This window comes from Paenibacillus sp. NRS-1781 (genome assembly GCF_050467745.1).
In the GTDB taxonomy this organism is placed as follows: domain Bacteria; phylum Bacillota; class Bacilli; order Paenibacillales; family Paenibacillaceae; genus Paenibacillus; species Paenibacillus terrae_A.
The window spans coordinates 16,117-38,506 of sequence record NZ_JBITPI010000023.1 but is presented as its reverse complement, the minus strand read 5'-3'; the positions used below and the strand labels follow the sequence as shown (position 1 = coordinate 38,506).

Annotated in this window: 11 protein-coding genes; 4 read left to right on the top strand and 7 right to left on the bottom strand. The window is 48.9% G+C overall.

Annotated features, from left to right (window positions below):
• Positions 1-52: 52 nt before the first annotated feature.
• From yidC to nadA, 3 genes are all read right to left on the bottom strand, one after another.
• On the bottom strand, positions 53-886 hold the full coding sequence (gene yidC / locus ACIFO6_RS08580; RefSeq protein ID WP_430039981.1) for a membrane protein insertase YidC: 834 nt from the start codon (positions 884-886) through the stop codon (positions 53-55).
• Positions 852-1,181 carry a hypothetical protein gene (locus ACIFO6_RS08575; RefSeq protein WP_430039979.1) on the bottom strand — a complete coding sequence of 110 codons (330 nt, stop codon included), beginning with the start codon at positions 1,179-1,181 and terminating at the stop codon, positions 852-854. Before ACIFO6_RS08575 ends, yidC begins: the two co-directional genes overlap by 35 nt.
• A gap of 82 nt (positions 1,182-1,263) precedes the next feature.
• Positions 1,264-2,370 carry a quinolinate synthase NadA gene (gene nadA / locus ACIFO6_RS08570; protein WP_430039977.1) on the bottom strand — a complete coding sequence of 369 codons (1,107 nt, stop codon included), beginning with the start codon at positions 2,368-2,370 and terminating at the stop codon, positions 1,264-1,266.
• 168 nt (positions 2,371-2,538) lie between these two features.
• On the opposite strand from nadA, the gene ACIFO6_RS08565 reads away from it, so the two are divergent.
• Entirely contained in the window at positions 2,539-3,693 is a 1,155-nt protein-coding gene (locus ACIFO6_RS08565; RefSeq protein ID WP_430039975.1) for an IscS subfamily cysteine desulfurase, read from the top strand.
• Positions 3,690-4,229, top strand: coding sequence for a transcription repressor NadR (locus tag ACIFO6_RS08560; RefSeq protein ID WP_430039973.1), 540 nt, complete (start codon positions 3,690-3,692; stop codon positions 4,227-4,229). The genes ACIFO6_RS08565 and ACIFO6_RS08560 overlap by 4 nt, the downstream gene beginning before the upstream one ends.
• 146 nt (positions 4,230-4,375) lie before the next feature.
• Here the strand turns inward: ACIFO6_RS08560 and greA are convergent, their stop codons facing one another.
• Positions 4,376-4,855, bottom strand: a complete 480-nt coding sequence (gene greA, locus ACIFO6_RS08555) for a transcription elongation factor GreA (protein ID WP_430039971.1) — start codon at positions 4,853-4,855, stop codon at positions 4,376-4,378.
• A 276-nt stretch (positions 4,856-5,131) separates the two neighbouring features.
• Between greA and ACIFO6_RS08550 the strand changes: the two genes are divergently transcribed.
• Both ACIFO6_RS08550 and ACIFO6_RS08545 read left to right on the top strand, forming a co-directional pair.
• The gene (locus tag ACIFO6_RS08550; protein WP_430039969.1) at positions 5,132-5,485 is read left to right on the top strand and encodes a hypothetical protein; all 354 of its coding nucleotides are present in this window, start codon (positions 5,132-5,134) and stop codon (positions 5,483-5,485) included.
• A 29-nt stretch (positions 5,486-5,514) separates the two neighbouring features.
• Complete coding sequence (locus ACIFO6_RS08545; RefSeq protein WP_430039967.1) at positions 5,515-5,649, top strand: hypothetical protein; 135 nt, start codon at positions 5,515-5,517, stop codon at positions 5,647-5,649.
• Positions 5,650-5,794: 145 nt separating this feature from the next.
• On the opposite strand, the gene ACIFO6_RS08540 is transcribed toward ACIFO6_RS08545, so the two are convergent.
• From ACIFO6_RS08540 to ACIFO6_RS08530, 3 genes are all read right to left on the bottom strand, one after another.
• Positions 5,795-8,830, bottom strand: coding sequence for an endonuclease (locus ACIFO6_RS08540; RefSeq protein ID WP_430039965.1), 3,036 nt, complete (start codon positions 8,828-8,830; stop codon positions 5,795-5,797).
• Between the two features lie 159 nt (positions 8,831-8,989).
• A complete protein-coding gene (locus tag ACIFO6_RS08535) occupies positions 8,990-10,891 on the bottom strand; it encodes a serine hydrolase domain-containing protein (RefSeq protein WP_430039963.1) in 1,902 nt (633 codons plus the stop codon).
• Between the two features lie 266 nt (positions 10,892-11,157).
• Complete coding sequence (locus ACIFO6_RS08530) at positions 11,158-22,341, bottom strand: amino acid adenylation domain-containing protein (RefSeq protein ID WP_430039961.1); 11,184 nt, start codon at positions 22,339-22,341, stop codon at positions 11,158-11,160.
• Positions 22,342-22,390: the final 49 nt, after the last annotated feature.

Below are 22,390 nucleotides of genomic sequence, written 5' to 3'. Positions count from 1 at the left end.
ATACTACAAACTATAAACACAATTCCCGTATTAAACTAACATCATCTTCTTTTTAGGTTGCCGTAGCTTCTCCAAGCTTAACCTTATCCTCTGCTTCCTCCGTTGGATAGCGTCTACGGAACCATAGTGACTGGAGCAGCAAAAAGGTGCCACTTACCGTCCAGTATAACGGCATGGCAGCAGGCGCATTAAAAGAAAAAACAGCCATCATAATGGGCGAAAGATATCCCATGATCGCAAACTGCTTGCGCTGGTCAGTCGTCATTTGAAGCTGGGATAGCTTAGCCTGTGCCAAATAAACGACTGCGACGATGATCGCCAAAATCCAGTCCGGCTGCCCCAGTCGGAACCACAGGAATGAATGAGACGCCAGCTCCGGGGTAAGCCGGATGGCTGTGTACATACCACTCAATATCGGAAGCTGAATAAGAATAGGCAGACAGCCAATATTGAGCGGATTAAATTGATGCTCTTTGTATAACGACATCATTTCCTGCTGCATACTCTGCTGGCTGGCAGTATCCTTCTTATTTTCGTATTTTTTCTTAATGCGGTCCAAATCAGGCTGCATAGCGCTCATTTTGCGCTTCATCCCCTGTTGGGCGCGCGTTTGTCGCATCATAAGAGGTAGTAACGCCAGACGGACGATTAACGTCAATGACATGATCGCCAGTCCAAAGCTTCCGCCAAACCATTGCGCTAGTTGCTGTATGAGCCAGGATAGCGGGAACACCACGTAATGATTAAAAAATCCGGGTGTCTGTGCATTAATTTCCGCAGCATTCGCACCGCAGCCGGAAAGCAGCATAACTACCGCCAGCGCTAATATGATTCCGAATATCCGTTCTTTTTTACCCCAAAAGGTGAATCCCTCGAATTGTTTCATATGTTCCTCCTCGTTGATTGGCTGTGCCAGCGTTCAACGAGAGGGAACAATCTGACGCGTCTTCATCCGGCGCTTCCTTTCGTCGGATATGACGCGCCAGCCGGACAGGCATGTCCTGCCCACGGGCAGTCAACGGCATCAGAGGAGAAGCAAGCGACCGCACGGCCCCGCCTTCTATCCAGCATTCAGGCACATTGCCATACAAATGAGCGAGATATGCGTAGGTTACCGTACACAGCAAGCCGATCGTAAATAAATAAGGGAGCAGGTCTTGTAGCTCAAACAAGGGATTCACCTCCTTCGGTTCGTCGCTACGATTATAGCATGAAACGAGGCAAGCGACTAATCTTTAAATAGAGATACAGGCTGGAAAAACCTTAACGAATAGCAAGCATACGGTTCAGGGCCAGCACAGCATCCTGTCTAACCTGATTGCTCACACGAATCACACCCACAGGCTCTCCACGGTCAATCTGCTCCATCGCCCACAGCAGATGTGGAAGATCAATCCGGTTCATCGTCAGGCAGGGACACATATCGGGATTGAGCGATTCAATCTGCTGTTCGGGGTACTGCTGCCGGATACGCTGCACGAGATTCATTTCCGTGCCAACGGCCCATTTTGTCCCCGGCTCTGCCGCATGGATCGTGTCGATGATGAATTTCGTGGAACCTGCGCAATCTGCAAGCTGAACAACCTCATGTGAACATTCAGGGTGAACGATGACCCGGATGTTTTCGTCACGCTCACGGATACGATGGATATTTTCGACTGTAAATTTTTCATGAACAGAGCAATGCCCTTTCCATAAAATAATTTTTACGGCTGCCGGGTCACGGTCCGTCTCCAGTTGATCGGTCATTGGATTCCACACCGCCATTTCATTCAGCGGAACTCCAAGATCGGAAGCTGTGTTGCGGCCCAAGTGCTGATCCGGCAAAAACAAAATGCGCTCCTTCTGCTTCAGCGCCCAATCCAGCACTTGCTTGGCATTCGAAGAGGTCACCGTAGCCCCGCCATGTCTCCCCACAAAAGCTTTAATTTCTGCCGTGGAATTCACATAGGTCAGTGGGATAATCGTGTCGCCTACCATCTTCTGCAAATGCTTCCAGGCACGCTCTGTCTGCTCCATATTCGCCATATCTGCCATCGAGCAGCCTGCGCGCATATCCGGCAGCACGACCGTTTGCCGATCCGTAGTCAGCATATCCGCTGTTTCTGCCATAAAATGTACTCCACAAAACACAATAAATTCTGCTTCCTGATTTTGTGCCGCCATTTGAGCAAGCTGAAGGGAATCCCCTGTTATATCTGCAAACCGAATAACCTCATCCTTCTGATAGTGATGGCCTGGAATAAGCAGCTTTTGTCCCCATTTTTGCTTCAATTGGGCGACACGCTGCTCCATATCAGCAACCGTCAGTGTCTTATAGTACTCTGGCATGAGTCCACGATTTCCTTGTAAAACGTCAAGTATAGACATTTGAATCCCTCCATTATCTCTGCGGCTTGTCTGCCCGTCTTCCCCCGAACAGACAAGCGCTATGTGTACATTTATATTTACAAGTGTCTTGACACTTATATTTACACATGCCTACAATAATCTCAAGGCTTTTTGGATGGAATTATTTTTAACAGGGGGAGATCCGCCATGATTTATCTGGACTATGCCGCTTCGACACCGATGTGTGACGAAGCTTTGAATATGTATAACACATTAAATAAGGAAATGTTCGGAAATGCGAGCAGCCTCCATGATGCGGGCGGTCACGCGGCTTATGCACTGGATTATAGCAGACAACGGATCGCAGACATGATTGGAGGTCAAAAGGAAGGGGTTTATTTTACAACAGGGGGAACGGAGTCTAACATGCTGGCTGTACAGTCCATCCTGAACGGACTGCCACAGCATAAAAAGCACTGGATTATAAGCGCTCTGGAGCATCATTCGATGTACAATCTGGCTGCTTTGCTGGAGCGGCAGGGCTATGAGCTGACCATTGTACAGCCGGACAAGGCAGGACGAATCACCCGTGATATTCTCTTACCTTATCTAAGAGAAGACACCGGGCTTGTATCCGTACAGCACGCCAACTCGGAAACCGGGCTTATTCAGGATCTTGCCGCCTTGTCTCCCCTGCTGCGAGATCGTGGTATTTTCCTGCACAGTGATGCAGTACAGACCTTTGGAAACATTCCTATTGATGTTGCCGCCTTGGGGGTGGACGCTATCTCTATATCAAGCCATAAAGTGTATGGTCCCAAGGGTGTGGGGGCGGTATATCTCAGGCCGGGAACGCCGTGGCGCCCTGTGTATCCTGATACACTGCATGAAAACGGGTTTCGCCCCGGAACGGTCAACGTTCCTGGCATTGCGGCGTTTGTTGCGGCAGCGGAAATGATGACCCAACAAATGGAGCTGCATCAGGAACGATATGCCGCACTGAGACAGTATTTTTTCAACAAAATTCAGCAAAGATCAATTCCATTGCGTTTGGCCGCACAGGAAAACAATATGATTGAGAGACTCAGTCATATACTGGGATGTTTTTTTCACGGTTATGAGGGACAATATGTTATGCTGGAATGTAACCGTAGCGGTGTCTGTATATCCACCGGAAGCGCCTGTTCTGCCGGACATCACGAGCCTTCTCCTGCCTTGCAAGCGCTTGGAGCATCCGGTCGTGAAGCATTGCAATTCATCCGTATTTCCTTCGGAAAAACGACAACCGCCGGGGATCTGGATGTGTTGGTGGATATTTTAACAGACCTGACAAGCAGACAAGAAAGGAGCTTATCCCGTTGACTGAACCTTTAAAACGGATGGGCACGGAACGCCGCGAACAGCTACTGCTGTGGCTTAAGAACGAGTCCCCGCTGACCGGGAGCGAGCTGGCACGCAGGGCTTCCGTCTCCAGACAAGTAATCGTACAGGATATTTCCCTGTTAAAAGCTAGCCAAGAGCCTATTCTTGCAACGAGCCAAGGATATATTTATATGGAGCCTGCAGGTCAGACCGCTCCCCCGGCCTCACGCATTATCGTATGCAAGCACCGACCTGAACAGACAGAAGAGGAACTAAAGCTGATCGTCGACTATGGCGTAAGTGTACAGGATGTTATTGTGGAGCATCCCGTATACGGTGATCTGACTGCTCCGATTCGGGTCGGAACCCGCAAGGAAGTGGACGATTTTATCCGCAAAATCAGCTCCACCCAAGCGACTTATCTGTCCCAGCTGACCGGAGGTATTCACCTTCATACCTTGCATGCCCCTGATGAAGCTAAAATGAATGAAGCCTGTGCCGCATTGGAGAACGCTGGTTTTCTAATGACGGACTAGCTTGCAGTGTTATAGCGGATACTATGTAACCCCTGTCTCACATGTGGAGCGCACCCTGCGCTCCGGTGGGACGGCTATAGGCTTAAAAATGTGCTCATAAAAAAGTAAAAATCCCGGCCCCCTCATAAAAGGGAATCGGGAACGGATTACGTCAGCTTAATTTCGAGCAGTTCGTATTTGATGACAGCCATGGGTGCATTCACATGAATGATACTGCCTACTTCTTTACCCAAAAGTTCCTTTCCCAGAGGGCTTTCGTAGGAAATTTTATTATCCAGCACGTCCGCCTCAGCAGGGCTTACAATTTTGTACTCCATCTTCTCAGAAAATTCGATGTCATTCAGAATGACTGTCGATCCGATACTAACGGATCTAAGATCCAAACTGCTCTCATCCACGACCCGAGCTTTGGTCAGCATCTTCTCCAATATGAGAATACGGGTTTCCATAAACGCTTGGTCGTCCTTGGCTGAGTGATACTCACTATTTTCTTTCAAATCGCCGTAGCTGATAGCTAGTTTAAGCCGTTCGGCGAGTTCCTTGCGTTTTACGGTCTTTAGTTCTTTAAGCTCATCCTCCAGCTTGGCCAATCCCTCTTTAGTCAACAAAACTTCTTCATTCGACATATTTTATCTACAACTCCTATTTCAGCATTTTTCATCATTCGATTACCAACGCATTTGGCTTTCTTTATTGTAGTTTACTCTATATTGAGCCAACATGCGAAAAGAAATTACAGGGTAATAGGAGTCGGGTTCACTCAGACAGGGTTATTCTTACAGTAACCAACGCTTTCTGGTTCGCATATCATATGAAAATAACGGCATTTTGAATGAGCACATGCAGTTCCGTTGTCCTTGTCCCGCAATGGCAAGGACAACATATGGCGGGAGGAAGATTCAATGACTTCCTTAGGAAAGAATGGAAACCAAAATCGCAATCAAAAATCCAAATCATCCCCTAACCCCAACGGACAAAAGAAAAATGGGTTAAATAGTAACTCGTCTATCTTCTCCGCCCTGCAAGGAAAAAATGTGGAGGTCATCGTAGCAGCCCTGTTATTAACAGGAAAGCTGCATGTCGATTCCGTTACTTTATACAGACAAGCAACGCTGCTTGTGGGATTAACGGGAAAATACAAAACATTAGCAGCAGACCCTTCCAACGTCGATAACATGGTGAAATTTTTAAATGATAACGGGAATATGACGCTGGATCAAGTAATACAAGCCTTTCAAAAGAAAATGCAAAAGTAATATGCCGATTACGAAAGGGGTTATTTGTGGTGAGTGAGCTTGCGCCAAGTGAGTTTGATGGAGAGCATTTTGCAGAGTTTGTTATCATTACAATTCTGATTGTTTTATTCTTCTTTGGCTCCACCGATATAGACAATCTCTCGGCTCAACCAACTCAATCTTAAATGGGCAGGTCCCCGTCTCCGGGGGCTTTTTTGTAATAATACCGATATACAATAGGAGAAACGATGGTCAGACATAGGAGCAACAGCCTGAATAAAAAAAAGGAGCATCTATTGACTCTGTAAAGTCCATAGATGCTCTTACGATTTAACGGTCCTTCACTTCGACGATTATCGTTTTGCCAAAAGTTTCTCCTGAGGCATTGACGAGCTCGGCCCGATACTCATAAGTGCCCGATTTGCGGCCTTGGATATCGGTGACTGCGCTTTGAACCTGCGGCGTTTGGTTTGGCAGCTCTTGCGTGTCGATCAGCTCGCCATTTTCATATAAATGGTATTGGGTCGCATTCGTTCCCCACCACATGTTCATAGCAACGGTGTAATTGCCGTCACCATCCCAGTTGTTGTGAGACAGCACTGGAATGCCGGGCAAAGCATCGATCACTTCGACGATTAACGGGTCACTCACCGTTTTACCGGAAGCATTGATCAGCTCGGCGGTGTACGTATAAGTGCCATTTGCCTTGCCCGTTACCGGGATGACAGCGTTCTGTGCCCCAGGGGAGGCGGATTTCAACGGTTGAGTCCCGATCAGCTCGCCGTTTTCATACAGCTTGAGTTCATCACCGTTCGTACCCCACCATAGATTCATGGTGATATTATAATTGCCGTCCTTCAATCCGGTATTCTGCCCGTTATCATGGGACAGTACAGGTTTGCCCGGCACTTCGCCTGTAATAGCTTTCTGGACTGTAACGGTTACTGGATTGGATACGATGGTTTTACCTTCAAGGGTTACGCTGGCCGTAATTTCGGCGCTCCCCTCTTTTTCTGCCTTAATTTGTCCATACGTATCGAGGGTAACAGACTCCTGACTGCTGGCATACTGAACGGAAGCATGACTTAAATCGGCTTGGCTGCCATCCGTGAGCGTACCACTGAGATGTGCTACTGCTGTATCTCCAACATTGAGAGTTGTTTGATCCAGTGAAAGCTTCACTTCTTGCAATGTCGCGCCTGTCTGAGCTGTAAAATCACCAAGACCACGCGGCTTTAACTGGTAATTCCCTTTGAAAATCGCTGAAATTCCCTTAATCTTCACTTGCTGTCCTTCTTGATATGGAAAAGAGGTCCGTGTTACGCCTGTACGTGCATCCACACGCACATGGTGGCTTACTTCGCCGGACACCGCATCAAATTCAAACGAACCGATGGGAGTCGCGTCTGCTACATTACGAATGATGGCCTGTGGAAGCTCGACCAACTGCCCGTGGTTAGCATCGCTTAGTTCGGTGATCTGTAGAGCTTCCGGAAGCTGTCCTTCTCCTGTTTTTTCAATAGCCACCGGATCGGTCAGCTCCAGCTCGCTGTTATACAGCGCCAAGGTTGCCGTAATCTTCACCTGATCGCCTTGGTGAAAACCGCTTTGGTTTTGATATACATAAATACCGCCGCTTTCATCCTGCATATAAAAGGCTTGACCGCCAAATGCACCCGGCTCGGTCGTCACCGTACCTGCCAGTGTAACCACTTTGCCAGCCGGGAGGCTCCGTGCTTCTGCAACACGGATACGAGCCGGAACAGTATTCCCTTCCTCTGGCAACGGCTGGGCCGGAACATCTGCCAGCACGACCGATTGGGTCAACAGGTTACTGCCGTTTTGTCTCAACCTAAGACTGGCCGAACCGCTGGTTCCCGGCTTAATCCTTACGGTGAGGTCTTTGTAGGCATGTCCCTTGCTGTCGGACTCCAGACTGAATGCTCCGCTATAGCCGTACGAGGTCGGCCAGGTGCCATCCTGGTTTTGAATCTGGGCAACCTGATTGCCGCCCGCTACATAAATGCCTGTGCTGAATCCACTAATCGTGGTATTCGGAGCCAGTTGGTCCGCAGTAATTCGAATTTGAAAAGGCTCTGCATTCGGTAGCTGATCCTGACGAACGATGCTGTACGCAGGCTGCGCACTGGCAGTAGGTCCGCCATAGGCTCCGGCTTTAAAAGTTTGCTGATCCCACCATTTGTAACCTGCTGCAGGAGCAGACCAAGGCTCGGCTTGTGGCTCCGTCGAAGCCTGCGGCTCCTCAAAAGGCAGCATTGCTGTCGGCTGATCAAGCTGCAAGCTTTTCACATCCGTCAGGCTGGTGTAGTTCTCCTTCTTGGATAACCAATCGACGATATTAACCAGCAACACGGCATCATCCTGCTCCTTAAAGCCGTCATACGTCGTCTTCTTGGTTCCTGTCTCTTCGCGCAGATATTTTGGCGTCGCATCTTCAACAGGAGATGAGTCCCCCAGAAAGGCAGCTTTACCGAGTCCTACTTTGGATACGGCTGCATAGGGTCCTTCTGGTATGCCGCCTCCGTTATAGACGCCCTGATCTACCGCGTTGCCCCAAGCCTGATTGGTTTTAGGGAGATATACGATCCCCTTGGCTTTCGCCGGGTCGATAATCGCCAGTGTTGAGCCTGCATGCATGGCGACATTGCTCACCCCAGTTGTAATGCCGAACGCCTGCGCTGGCTCGACAACTTGATTAGCGGTAATATCGCCTAATGCATTGTAGCGAAAACGTACACCAAACTGGCTACCCAGCCAATCCGAGCTGACTACACCCTGCATCGCTGCCGAGCTTCTTTCTTCCGCGCTCATTCCCTTGGCTGGATCTTCCCATGCTCCGCGACGGTAGCCGTTAATACTCTCCGATCCGTCCCAACGGTTCTTGTTGCGGTCCGCATTATAGTGATCTCCAATGAAGAAAATACTGTTGCCTGCTTTGACATACTGCTCCATCGCAACCTGTTCGCTTTGTTTGAAAGGAATATTCGGCTCTGCTGTCACAAATACATCATAATCCTTCAGATCATTGTAAGTAATCGGCATAGATTTGCGAAGCTCATGCACATCATAGCCGTTGCTTGCAAGGGCTTGGCCAAAGTCTGAAAATCCGCCATCAATCACCCAATCTGCCGCACCGGCTGTCTGTCCGTGTGTATTATCGAACAACACTTTTTTGCCAGCGTTTTCATTAACCACCTTGGCGGCGATAAAAGGGGCCGGATCAGCCGGACCTTCTGCCGATGCCGGTTGTATGCTGCTCACAGCACCAGCGTACAACGACAAAGCGAACACCATTGCAGTTGCGTATTTGAAGCTGCGGGATGTAAAAAGACGAATGATTCCCAATTCTTATTCCTCCTGTTTGTTAGTTTGCGTCCCCGGTTGATGGGGAACCAAGTATAAATTTTAGCATTCATTTATGTTCGGACATGCAATGTTTTGTAAATTATTTTCCATCTCTATATGGAAAATAGCTCTTGGATTCATGCAAAAAACTTTAAATGTTTATGAATAATGAACAGGGAGAAAATTCCAATAAAAAAGATATATAGTATGCAGCAATGTGAGTACTGCAAACAGGATTTTGCCTGTGGCTCTACCTCTCCTTTCCCCCGTAATCAGCTTTGCACCATTCACGATCAATACCCATTTAGCAATGAGCGCTGAAATCAGTGGGAGTGTGCATATCCCCCAGATATACCAGGCTGGATAGCCATATACAATCTGATTATTCCCATAGATAAACTGCACGCCGAGAAAAATCGTATTCAGTAGCGCGATGAATGCAAGGCTTGAAGAAATGTGGGTTTTATCTTTGCGCATAGATCTTATTGCATACCTTACGCCCCAAATCAGCAGGGTTGTGATGAAAAACAAGGAGGCAGCAGCGTAGTTGACAAGCAGCGTCCAGGTACGGTGCCAAAGTGCCGTCTGCTTCATGGTCTTGCTTTCCGGGGCGACCATCATCCATGTACCGTTTTGCGGATACAGCAAAATTTTAAGCTGGCCCCCCTTTTCCACAAACATCCCATCGCCTGCTGCTTGAAAAACTTTGTTCGTTGCTTCATTTTCATTCGGGTACACACCGTTAACCATTAACGTATGATCATCTTGAATCTGAACGGTGTATTTAATGCTTCCCAGCATCCGAATCCATTTCCCCCACCCATGAACGGGGTTCACATTCACCTGATATACGCCCTCGATCTCTGGCGAAAGCTTCACTTGCGTGGCAGAATGCGCCAAGGATTGAGGACCTGCCTGCGGCTCTGCGGGCAGCATTTGAGCTATCGCATGTATAACTTCTCCATGAAGCAGAGTGTCCGTTTCAGCCGTATTGATGATCACAAAAATACCCATCTTTTGAGACGGAATTAGTACCATTTCGGAAATAAAAGCATCAATTTCCCCGGTAGCCCATAGCATGGGTACGCCCGTCTCCAGTAGACCGCGGAAAAATCCGTAGCCCACACCATCCAGACGTGGATCTGCTGCAAATTGCTGTGTATGCATGGCTTTTACCGTTTGGGGCTGGAGTACCGCTTTTCCCTCATACATGCCTTCGTTTAAATGAGTGATTAGATAATGTGAAAATTCGTTGGGTGTGATGCTCAACGCTCCTGCTCCCGGCAGATTAATATACGAAAAAGGCTGTTTCAAATACGCTCCATGTTTCCACCGATACGATTGAGCCAGTGCCGGATTATTTAGCGGCAAATCCAGTGTCGCGCTCGGCATATTCATCGGCTGGAACAGATGTGTACGGAGGTATTCATTCAGTCCCTGACCGCTTACTTGCTCCATGATATTACCGATCAGACCGTAGGCGACATTACTGTAATCAAACTGAACTCCGGGCTCGCGAATGGGCGGCTGATTTTGAAAATAAGTATTGAGATACTGCTCTGTAGGCAAAGTGCCTGCCTTGGTCGAGCTGTTAATGCCGTACAGCGCTTCGTCCAATCCCGAGGTATGTGTCAAAAGCTGATGCAGATTAAAAGGCTTATTTTGGTATTGCGAAGCTTTATAGCTGTAGAGATAGCTGTTCACGTCTTCATTCAAATCGAGCTTGTTTCGCTCGACCATCTGCATAGCGGCGCTTGCACTAAAAGATTTGGTTAGAGAGCCGACACGAACAATGGTCTTCGCCGGGTCGAAAGCTATTTTTCGCTCCAGATCTGCATATCCATACCCTTTACTAAAAAGTATTTGGTCTTCCTGGGTCACGACGACGGCAGCCCCCGGAATATGCAATTTTTCCAATTTTGTGTTCATGATGTGATCCACTGCTTTTTCCAATGAATTCGGCGTTATGCTGCCTGCTGCCCCTGCCGGAGCAATGAGCAGATTCCAGAGAAATAACGATACTATGAATGCGGATAGACAACAAATCCCTTTATTATCCATGTGAAGTACCATCCTTACGTATGAAGTTGGCTTCTCGATTGAACGGTGCGGTGATTGCATAGCGGAGCAGATGTTTTTACTCGGATTCGGAGCCACCAGCATGGCGCTATGGAATCATCGCACTTCCCATAGGGAGGAGGGTGCGGATGATAGAGCGAATCCTGATCGAATCGCGTAAGCAGTAGGCCTCTTACATGTTCGATCAGGATTCATGGGTTACAGACTAAAAATTAGTGAAATCCAGTTAAATCATCAACCGTAGATTTTCAAGAATTATGATGTGCCAAACCTTGTGTGATGTCTTTGTCCATGTTCCGGGCTATGTTTTGTATTGCGACACGGATACTTTTTACATTTTCCTCGATAAATCCGGGTTCGAGCAGTTCATAATGGCTGCCAATCAAGCTATGCTCTTCATAGCTTCCTTGTGTAGCGTCTTTCCATAAAAGTCGATTGTCTCCGATTCCCCTAACTGTTTCCGATCCGACAGCAACAAAGCCGTGAATATTGGCCTGAACCCTCTCTGTATTCACAAGCTGGTTGCCATACACTGCGTAAGCGATCATTTTACGCTGGTACGTTTCATTCAACAGCTCACGGTAGGATTCGGGAACCTGTTCCAGCATGGCATGAATTTCGTGCTCTGTTTCTTCGACTGTGAAGGGCAGGGCTTCCTTCCTTTTGACCGAATCGAGCATCAAAATGTCGGATACAGCATGACCTTGACGCTCGAGTGTGTCGGCAACCTTATGCGCCAGATTACCGCCTATGGAATAACCAAGCAGCACATACGGACCTTGCGCTTGCGTGCTGACGATCAAATCAACATACCGTGCCAGCATTTCCTGCTCATCCGCGGCATCATTTACGAACTCCAATCCATACACGACTGCGTCCTGATCCAGTTGTTTCGCAAGCTCCGCGAACGACAGACCGTATCCAAGCATAGGCGGAAAGCAGAAGATGGAGACAGGACCGTGTTCATTCAACCGAATGATTGGACTATCTGCCTTGGATTGCAAATCCGATTTTAATAATGCGAGCGCCTGCTCTTCTATGGTCGGGAACTCCAGAACACTGCGGATTGGAAGCTCAATGTCTGTGGCAAGATGAATTTTGCGTACAAGCTCCAGCAATTTCAAGGAATGCCCCCCCAACGTGAAAAAGTCATCGTGGATGCCCACTTGCTGGATTTCGAGCACTTCCTGCCAAATAGCTGCCAGCAACTGCTCCACATCAGTTCGCGGTGCGACATATTCTATGCCCGTGTGCAGCGCTTTGTCCGGCACAGGTAAAGCTTTGCGGTCGATTTTGCCGTTGGTCGTCAGCGGAAACCGATCCAGCTGTACAAATGCGGATGGAATCATATAGCTCGGCAGACTGGCCGACATCATAGCTCGAATCTCACGGATGGTCAGCTGTTCATCGGCAGTGAAGTAAGCACATAATTGCTGCTGGCCTGTTCCATCCCGTAAAGCGATAACAACGCTATCCCGCACGGATGGTACACTTGCCAGCCGCGCCTCCACCTCGCCCAGCTCAATCCGGTAACCGCGAATTTTAACCTGTTGATCCATCCGTCCAGCGTATTCCAGCATGCCATCTTCACGCCAGCGAACAAGGTCTCCCGTACAGTACAGGCGATCTCCATCCACCCACGGGTTAGCAAGAAATCTCTCAGCCGTTAGCTCAGGACGGTTCAGATAACCGCGTGCAACTCCGTCTCCGCCGACAACCAGTTCACCCCAGGCTCCGACCGGCTGCAGGTTAAATGACGAATCCACAACATACGCCGTTGAATTGCCGATAGGACGTCCGATCGGCACAGAATCCAGCTGTTCTTCCGTAATGTGGTACGTCGTCGAAAAGGTTGTATTTTCCGTTGGCCCATAGCCGTTAATGATGTTCATGTTCGGATTGTCACGCAGGACCCGGTTAATATGGGGCGCAGACAAAACATCACCACCAACCAGCAAATACTTCACTTCGCCGAACAATTGACTGTCCTGCTGCGAAAGCTGATTAAATAACGGAGTGGTCAGCCACATCATGTTGACGCGATGATCCCGTATTGTCTCTTTAAGCTTGGCCGCGTCCAAAAGATCATCCTTATGCACGAGTACAAGCTGACCGCCGTTCAGCAGCGCACCCCAAATTTCAAACGTAGATACATCGAATACAAACGCGCAAGTCTGCAGCATGCAGGTCGATTCATCAAATGGCACATAATCCGTATTGCGGACCAGGCGCACAACACTTTGATGCTCAACAACAACGCCCTTTGGCTTGCCTGTCGAGCCTGAGGTATAAATGACATAAGCAGCATGATGACCCGCTCCATCCATCCCCAGATTGGAATAATCCGTACTGTAGGACGTTTCATCATCCAGATTGACAATCTGTCCGTCAAAATAGCAACGATCCAGTAAATCCTGCTGAGCCAGCAGCAGCTTGGCTCCCGAGTCCTCCAGCATATAACGGATACGGTCCTCCGGATATTGAGGGTCTACCGGCACATACGCGCCTCCAGCCTTTAAAATAGCGAGTGTTCCAGTAATCATATCCAGCGAGCGCTCCGTCAGAATGCCAACCGGTTCATCGGGCTTCACCCCTGCATCCCGCAGCGTATGCGATAATCGGTTGGCTGTCTCATTGAGCTCCCGATAGGTCAATGATTGATGACCCAAAGCTACGGCAATATGATCCGGCGTGCGCTCAGCCTGCTCCTCAAACAGTTTTTGGATCGTCTGATTCCGTGGATATGCAGAGGCAGTGTCATTAAACTCTCCTGTAATCTGTTGTTTTTCCGCCGCTGTAACCAGTTCCAGCTCTTCTACGCAAACACTCGGGTTACGCAAAATTTGCTCCAGCAGATTCACAAAATGTCCATGCAGACGCTCAATGTCTGTTTGATCAAAGCTTAACGCGTTATACATAAAACGAATCTTTATGCATTCTCCCGGCATAACGACAAGGTTCAGATCGTAGTTGGTCTGCTCTGCAGCCACCACGTTGGAGATCGGGAATGCATCTTGTCCGTCACTTCCCAGCTCCTCGACTTGCTCCTCCACCGGATAATTTTCAAACACCATAATATGGTTAATTAAATCCTGCTTCTGGTCGGTCAATGCCTGAATTTCAAACAGTGGATACGTATCATACGCATGAGAAGCCAGCGCCTGCTCCTGCATTTTTTTCATCACTTCTTCAAAAGATTCCCCTGCCTCGCAGCGAATGCGCACGGGAATGGTATTAATGAACAAGCCAATAATATCCTCGACCCCGATAATATCCGATGGACGACCTGAGACAACACTGCCAAATACGACATCACTGTGGTTGTTATACTTTTGAAGCACAATCCCCCATGCGGTTTGTAATAACGTATTCATGGTCACCTGATACCGCTTAGCCGTCTCCTCCACCCGGAGGGTCAGCTCACGCTCCAAATCCGTCGTCCAATCGCTGGCCGTGTAGCCTTCACTCTTGCGACCAAATTTTATAGCTGGTAGTGCTGTTTGCTGCTCATACCCGGATAAATAGCTGCTCCAGTAGTCGGCTGCCGCCTTGCCATCCTGTGCTTCCAGCCATTCAATAAAGCTGCTGTACGGCACTGCCGGTGCCAGCTCTGGCACTCTGCCCTCCTGAAGTGCTGCATAGCTTTCAAACACTTCTTTATTTATAAGGGACAAACACCAGCCGTCCATGACGATATGATGGAAGCTCCATACAAAATGATAGCTGTCTTCTCCAGTACGTAAAATCGCTACACGCAGCAGGACATCCCGACGCAGATCAAAGCCCCGTGCTTTATCTTCCAACTCGAAGTTTTTCACCCAGGTATCCCTTGTATCCACATCCAGCTTGTGTAAATCTTCATATTGAAAGCCGCAATCCCGACTTCGATACACTACCTGCAACGGTTCCGTATCCCGACCAAAATAAAAATGTGTACGCAGCGCCTCATGTCGCCGAACCAGAATATTCAGGCTTTCTGCAAAAGCCTTAATGTCCATCCGACCTCGCATATCATAAGAAACCTGCTCAAAATACGCGTCATTCGCGGCTGCTTGACTATTCAGCTGGCTGTGAAACAGCATCCCTTTTTGCATCGGAGTCAGTGCATATACATTGTCGACCTTACCCGCAGCACCCATTTCAGATAACAGGCTGTCCAAGCCCTCCACACTCATTCCTTTATAGGAAATATCACTTGGGGTCAGCTCAGGGTGTTCTTTATGGATGCAATGAGTCAGAATTTCACGTAGACTCGATTCCAGTAATTTCGCCAACCGTTCTATCGTCTCTGGTCGATAGCTGGTACGGCTATAGCTAATCGTCAGACCCAGCTGACCTCCCGAAATGATCCCGCCAAAATCCAGCGTATACGTGCGAGCCATGGTCGGGCTCAGAGGCATGCCCCCACTATAAGGGGATGACTCCAGATCATTTCCCTTCATATCCTGATCGAATTGTCCCAAATAGTTAAAGCTGATTTCGGGATCTGTCGTAAATAGGGCTGGAGATGCCTCTGGTGCCTGTATCTGGCGGTCGGCTACATATTTCAGTACACCGTAGCCGATCCCCTTTTTCGGGATGCCGCGCAGCCCTTCCTTCACATGCTTAATCCGTTGCGAAAGAGCAATTCCCTCCGGCATATTAAGCAAAACAGGATATTGGCTTGTAAACCACCCTATGGTTCGGGTAATGTCTACCTCAGGTAAAATAGCTTCGCGTCCATGCCCCTCCAGATGTATCAGGAAGCGCTCATATCCGCTCCACGCTTGCAATGCCATCCCCACCGCTGTCAGCAACAGATCGTTAACCTCCGTGTGGTAGGCACGATTGGCCTGCTTGAGCAGTTGCTCTGTCTCCGCACTTGTCCATACAGCGGTAACCGACTCACCGTCACCAATCAACGGATTTTTGTGTTCATGATGCCCGTAATCCTGCGGCAAGGGAGCCAGTTCGGCTTGTGCAAGCTCCTCCCAGTACGAGCGCTCCCGTTCCATGGCTGGGCTATTGGCATAAGCGTACAGCTGCTGGGCCCACGTTTGGAACGAATCCGTTTTATGAGGCAACTGAATTACCGGTTCTCCCTTAGAGGCCTGATCATAAGCAGTCGCCAAATCCTCGAATAAAATGCGCCAGGATACCCCGTCCACCACCAAATGGTGAATCGCGACCAGCAGATGATCTCCATCCGGGCAACGGAACAGCCCCAGCCTCATGAGCGGCCCTTCGCTTAGGGAAATACCGGATTGAATTTCATTGCAATTGGTTTCAACCATCTTCGCCAAATCGCCCTCGTTTACATCGCTGTCCCTATAATCAAAGATTTCCAGTTGGTATGGTTCGCCTTCCTCTATACGACGATTCCATGCTGTATACCCGTTCTCCGACGAACGAAAAACCATACGCAATGCATCATGGTGCGATGTAATCTGATTAAGCGCCTGACGAAGTGCCAGTTCATCGTAGCCTTCTTGTCGATAAAGCATGACAGATTGGTTAAAATAGTGCGGCTCTGCCGTTGACTGTTCAAAAAACCAACGCTGAATTGGTGTAAGCAAAACAGAACCTATAACCTCTCCCTGCTCTGCTATACGGTTAACAGGCTGAATGAATTTACTTAGTCCCGCAATCGTCGGATATTTGAACAAGTCCTTCATTTCCAGCTTGTATCCAGCCTGAAACAATCGGGACGATACTTGAATGGCCTTGATGGAGTCTCCACCCAGATGGAAAAAGTTATCCTGTATGCCTACTCGCTGAATCCCAAGGATTGCCCCCCAGGCGGTAGCCAGTGCTTGCTGAACGTCCGTCTCGGGTGCCACATAATCCATGCCTGTATCGACGTTTTGCTCCGGTGCAGGTAGGGCTCTGCGGTCTACTTTTCCATTCAACGTCAAAGGCAGTCTGGAAAGCTTCACAAAGTAGGAAGGCACCATATAGCTAGGCAGATCCTGCGACAAAACGTTACGTAAGTCGCTGGCGCTCAACTCGCTGTCTGTTACAAAATAGGCACACAGCTGTTTTTGCCCATCATCGTCCTGCTGTACGATAACAATCGATTCCTTCACTCCTGCAATCGTGGACAAACGGGTTTCTATTTCACCCAGCTCAATGCGGTAGCCGCGAATTTTGACCTGCTCATCCATTCTTCCTTTATACTCCAACACGCCATCTGCACGCCAACGTACTAAATCGCCTGTACGATAGCAGTGCTCCCCGGGCCGGAACGGACTTTCTATAAACTTTTCAGCCGTAAGCTCCGGCCGATTCAGATATCCACGTCCCACACCGTCACCACCGACGATCAGTTCCCCCCAGGCTCCGATTGGCTGCAGTTTCAATGAAGGATTGACCACATATGTGGTTGAATGATCAATCGGACGCCCAATGGGAATAGCTTGGGTTTGCGGTTCTGTAATGTCATAGATGGTGGAAAAGGTGGTGTTCTCTGTCGGCCCATAAATATTGGCCAAACGAAGCTGCGGGTGCTCCTTCAGCACACGATTGACATGTGGTATGGACAACACATCACCACCCACAAGCAATTCCTTCAGGGAGGAAAACACTCCAATAGCTTGCTGTGAATGCTGATTGAATAAAGCCGTGGTCATGAACATGGTGTTAATACGATACTTGTCAATCGCCTGTTTGAGCTTGTCGGCGTCCAAAATAGTGTCATGACTTACCACATACAGTTGACCCCCGTTCAGCAGCGTTCCCCAGATTTCAAAAGTGGAGGCATCGAACACAACTGCACCCATTTGCAGCATACGCGTATGTTCGTCAAGCGAGGCATAGCTTTTGTTTTTCACCAAACGCACGACATTGCGGTGATCGATCATCACGCCCTTCGGCTTGCCTGTCGTACCAGAGGTATAGATCACATACGCAAGATCCGAGGAAGATCCCTCCATTGAAATAGCAGCAGATTCATCCACATGAGCGTAAAGTTCAGATTCGCTACTCCATCGTTGTTCATCACTCAAATCTATGATCGGAATGCTTGGTTCAAAAGGAACCTGCTCACGTCGCTGTGAAAGTAACAGCCTAGCACTGGAATCCTCCAGTAAATAACGGATACGCTCCTCAGGATATTCGGGATCAATGGGAACGTACGCCCCCCCGGCTTTTAAAATCGCCAGCATGCCGACGATCATTTCAATGGACCGCTCCGCCATAATCCCTACTCGCTGTATCTCTGGCTCGGAGCCTCTCCGTATCCCATGGGAAGCGAGTATACGTGCCAGACGGTCGGAGCGTTCCTTCAGTTCGCGGTAGGTGAGTTGTGTGTCGGCAAAGGTGACGGCCAGCCGATCTGGTGATTGTGCTGCCTGTTCATCGAACAGCACATGCAGCACTTGATCACGTGGATACGGATAGTCTGCTAGTGTATCGTTGAATTGCATTACAATCTGCTCTTTTTCTTGGGACGAAACCATTTCAATAGCCGAAAGAGCGATATCCGGCTGTTCTATCACCGCACGGATAAGCTGCTGCAAGTGTACAGCCAGTCGTTCGATGGTTTCCCGTTTGTACAGCCGGGTTCCGTATTGAAGACCGCAGGCAATTTGCTCCCCATCCTCCATCGCGAACAGACTCAAATCAAATTTCGCGGTATTTTGTTCACTCGGATAGGGTGCCAATTGCAAACCTTCCAGTTGCTGATCCTTTTGCTCCAAATTTTGTAGAGCAAACATGGTATCAAATAACGGATTACGGCTTAAATCTCGATCCACGTCCAGCTTGTCCACCAGCTCTTCAAACGGATAATCCTGATGTTCAAAAGCTTTCAATGCGTTTTCCTTGACCTCTAATACGTAATCGCGGAAGGTCTTACCACCTTCCGGATAATTGCGGATTGCCAGCGTATTCACAAACATCCCGATCAGGCTACCAAGATCAGCATGGGGCCGCCCCGCAATCGGCGAACCGACAATAATATCCTCCTGCCCGCTGTAGTGGCTAAGCAAAGACGTATAAGCTGCCAATAGCACCATATATAATGTCGATTCCGTCTGTACCGCAATGCTTTTTAAACCTTCGCTCTGCCGTTGATCGAGCGTAAATTCCAGCAAATCTCCTTCAAAGCTTCTCGTCGCCGGACGTGGATAATCGGTTGGTATATCCAGCACAGGCAGCTCTCCTGCGAAGGTATTTAGCCAGTAGCTTTCCTGCTGCCGATAGCGTTCACTTTGCTGCTGCTCCTGTTGCCAAGCAGCGTAGTCCTTATACTGAATGCGCAATGGTGGCAGTGTGTCACCTGTATATAAATGGATGAAGTCCTGAATCATCACATTTATAGAGGTACCGTCCGAAATGATGTGATGCATATCCAGTAGTAAAATATGATGCTCTGGATCTGTTTCAATCAAACCGACTCGGAAAAGCGGAGCCTGTCCAAGATCGAACGGCTGGACAAAGTCGCGTACTAGTTCGTCCGTCTCCTTTGGGTCAGCTCCATGGGCATGAATCAACTCCATACGAAAAGAAACTTCGTCATGTACTCGCTGGACAGGTTCACCGTTCATGGTCTCAAAGCTGGTACGCAATATTTCATGGCGGTCAATAAGCTGGCGGAACGCATTGTCCAGTGCATTATGATCAAATGAACCTGTCAGTGTCAGAGCGCCAGGAATGTTATAGCTAATTCCCGCTCCATCAAGCTGATTGAGAATATACATCCGTTTTTGTGCCGAGGACACCGCATAAAATGGCTTATTCTCCGTAACAGGTATGGATTCATAGGCGGTTTGCTCCAGCGCTTCAATCACCTGCGCAAGCTGTTCAATCGTCGGGTGCTGAAACAGGTCCTTTAGCTGCACATTTTTATGCAATTCCTTATGAATAAGCGATATGACATGTGTCGCTCGCAGGGAGTGCCCCCCTGCTTCAAAAAAGTTATCCTTAATCCCAATGCGCTCAAGCTCCAGCACATCTTTCCAGATACTCGCCAGTTGTACTTGTAATTGATTTTGAGGAGCTACATATTCTGCGCCTGAGCTTATACTTCCCTCCGGCTGCGGCAACGCCCGGCGATCCACCTTGCCGTTCGGTGTCAGTGGCAATTGCTCCAGCTGTACAAAATATGACGGCACCATGTAGCCCGGTAATTCTTGGCTCAAAGCGCTGCGCAACTCACTTGCTGTTACTTCCTCATGGGTCACCACATAAGCGCAGAGCTGCTTTTGCCCCTGCTCATCCTCATGTGCAATAACGACGGATTCTTGCACCGCCTCCAGCTTCAACAGCTGCGCTTCCACCTCGCCCAGCTCGATCCGGTAGCCCCGAATTTTCACCTGGGCGTCGATCCGTCCCTTGTATTCCAGCGCCCCGTCCGCCTTCCAGCGTACCAGGTCGCCTGTGCGATAGCAGCGTTCTCCGCTGCGGAACGGACTGTCGATGAACTTTTCAGCCGTCAGGTCCGGACGGTTGCGGTAGCCACGTGCTACCCCGTCACCGCCGACGATCAACTCACCCCACGCCCCGATAGGCTGGAGCTGCATCGAGCGATCCACGACATACGCCGTTGAGTTAGTGATTGGGCGGCCAATTGGCACCGATTCGGATTGCACACCGGCGATCGCATGCATGGTGGAAAAGGTCGTATTTTCGGTTGGGCCATAGATGTTACTGATCCGCAGGGAAGGATGAGCCTCCAGCACCCGGTTCATATGTGGAACGGACATCACATCTCCGCCGACCAGCAGCTCCCGTATCCCCTCGAACAGCGCCAGATCCTGCTGGGACAACTGGTTAAAGAGCGGTGTGGTCAGAAACATCGTGGTAATGCCGTGGCTGCGGACCGCTTCCTTGAGCTTCGGCGCGTCCAGAATGACATCCTGACTCACCAGCACCAGCTGTCCACCGTTCAATAGCGCACCCCAAATTTCAAAGGTGGACGCGTCAAAGACAACGGCCCCGGTCTGCAAAATACGCGTATCGGCATTCAATTGCGCGTAGTTTGTATTTTTCACTAGACGGACGACATTGCGGTGTTCCACCATAACCCCTTTCGGCTGGCCAGTTGTTCCAGAGGTGTACATGATATAGGCCAAGCGATCAGCAGCGGTTGCCTCCACTTGTTCTGATTGCGTAACTTCTGGTTGTATAATTTCTGGTTGTGTGGTTGTAGTAGAAGCAAGCTCAGGACTAGCGGAAATGGAGTAGAGCGGGTTTAAGCAATCTACATATCCGATGCCAGCTACGTCAGCATACGTCTCGTTATCGTTCCGCAAAACCGGATCGAAACGATCAGCATCATTCGTTCCATAAATTGCGGAATCGCTTAGGTCGAGCACAGTTCCCTTAAAATCAACGGGCCGATGCTCCATTCGCTGTACGAGCAGTATGTTAGCACCAGAATCCTCCAGCAAATAGCGTACGCGCTCATTCGGGTATTCGGAGTCAATCGGGACATATGCTCCGCCTGCCTTGAGAATTGCAAGCATACCGACGATCATCTCAATCGAGCGTTCAGCCACAATGCCGACAGTCTGCTCGGTGCAGATCCCTTGCTTACGTAATGTATGAGCTAGACGGTTGGCCTTTTCATTCAATTCTCCATAGGTTAGGCTATCTTTTCCGAATACTACCGCCACCTGCTGTGGGACCTGCTTCACCTGTTTCTGGAACAATTCATGAATGGACGCATGACGTGGATAATCCACAGCTGTATCGTTGAAGGTATGAAGCAGCTGCTCCACTTCTTGCTCTGACAGCAGTTGTGCTGCGGAAATCTCCAGTTCTGGCTGATGCAGAACAACGCTGTACAAGCGCAACAGTTGCTCAACAAAGCGTTCAATCGTCGCCTCGTTATAACGGTCGCTACTGTACTTCACGTTCAGAGAAACCGCTGCATTTTCCCACTGAAATTGCAAATCAAGCTCAGATTGTACATAATTCAAAAAATCAGGAATATGAATATTTTGCATAGACGACGTGGTGTAAATCAGAGGCTTTTCATCCTCGTTACGTGGAATTTCAAGCCCCTCGGTATAGTTCCAAAAAGGTATATTTTGGTGCTCAATCGCTTCGCTGACAGAGGTTTTGATTTGAGACAGCAAGGCTTTGAAGGTCGTTGTGGAATCCAGTGTGTTTTTCAGTATAAGCAGATGATTGATCGGCTTTGTAGCACCGTTGCCAGACTTGGCTACCGGAATACCCAGCAGCACACGTTCCTCACCTGTGTACTTATGTAACAGACTTTCTACTCCAGCAAGCAGAACCATAAACACTGCCCATGGAGCGCCACCTGTTATAGACAATATTCGCTCGGAAATTTCAGATGGAAATGTGAGCGTGTACGTAAGGGAATTTAAATTCGTTACAATTGCATCCTTGGACACGTTGTTGGTGTATGGAAGGCAGATGATATGATCCTCGGATTCCAGCTTATGACTCCAGTAATTTTTTTCCTTCTCAAATAAGGCTTTCAATGACATCCCTCCTGCTTTTTGGGGTCTGTACCCCGGTTGGAATGGTGCG

Bases quoted from the DNA above. Each gene is read 5' to 3' on its own strand.
- yidC (WP_430039981.1), bottom strand. From the start codon at position 886: ATGAAACAATTCGAGGGATTCACCTTTTGGGGTAAAAAAGAACGGATA.
- ACIFO6_RS08535 (WP_430039963.1), bottom strand. From the start codon at position 10,891: ATGGATAATAAAGGGATTTGTTGTCTATCCGCATTCATAGTATCGTTA.
- ACIFO6_RS08565 (WP_430039975.1), top strand. From the start codon at position 2,539: ATGATTTATCTGGACTATGCCGCTTCGACACCGATGTGTGACGAAGCT.
- ACIFO6_RS08550 (WP_430039969.1), top strand. From the start codon at position 5,132: ATGACTTCCTTAGGAAAGAATGGAAACCAAAATCGCAATCAAAAATCC.
- nadA (WP_430039977.1), bottom strand. From the start codon at position 2,370: ATGTCTATACTTGACGTTTTACAAGGAAATCGTGGACTCATGCCAGAG.
- greA (WP_430039971.1), bottom strand. From the start codon at position 4,855: ATGTCGAATGAAGAAGTTTTGTTGACTAAAGAGGGATTGGCCAAGCTG.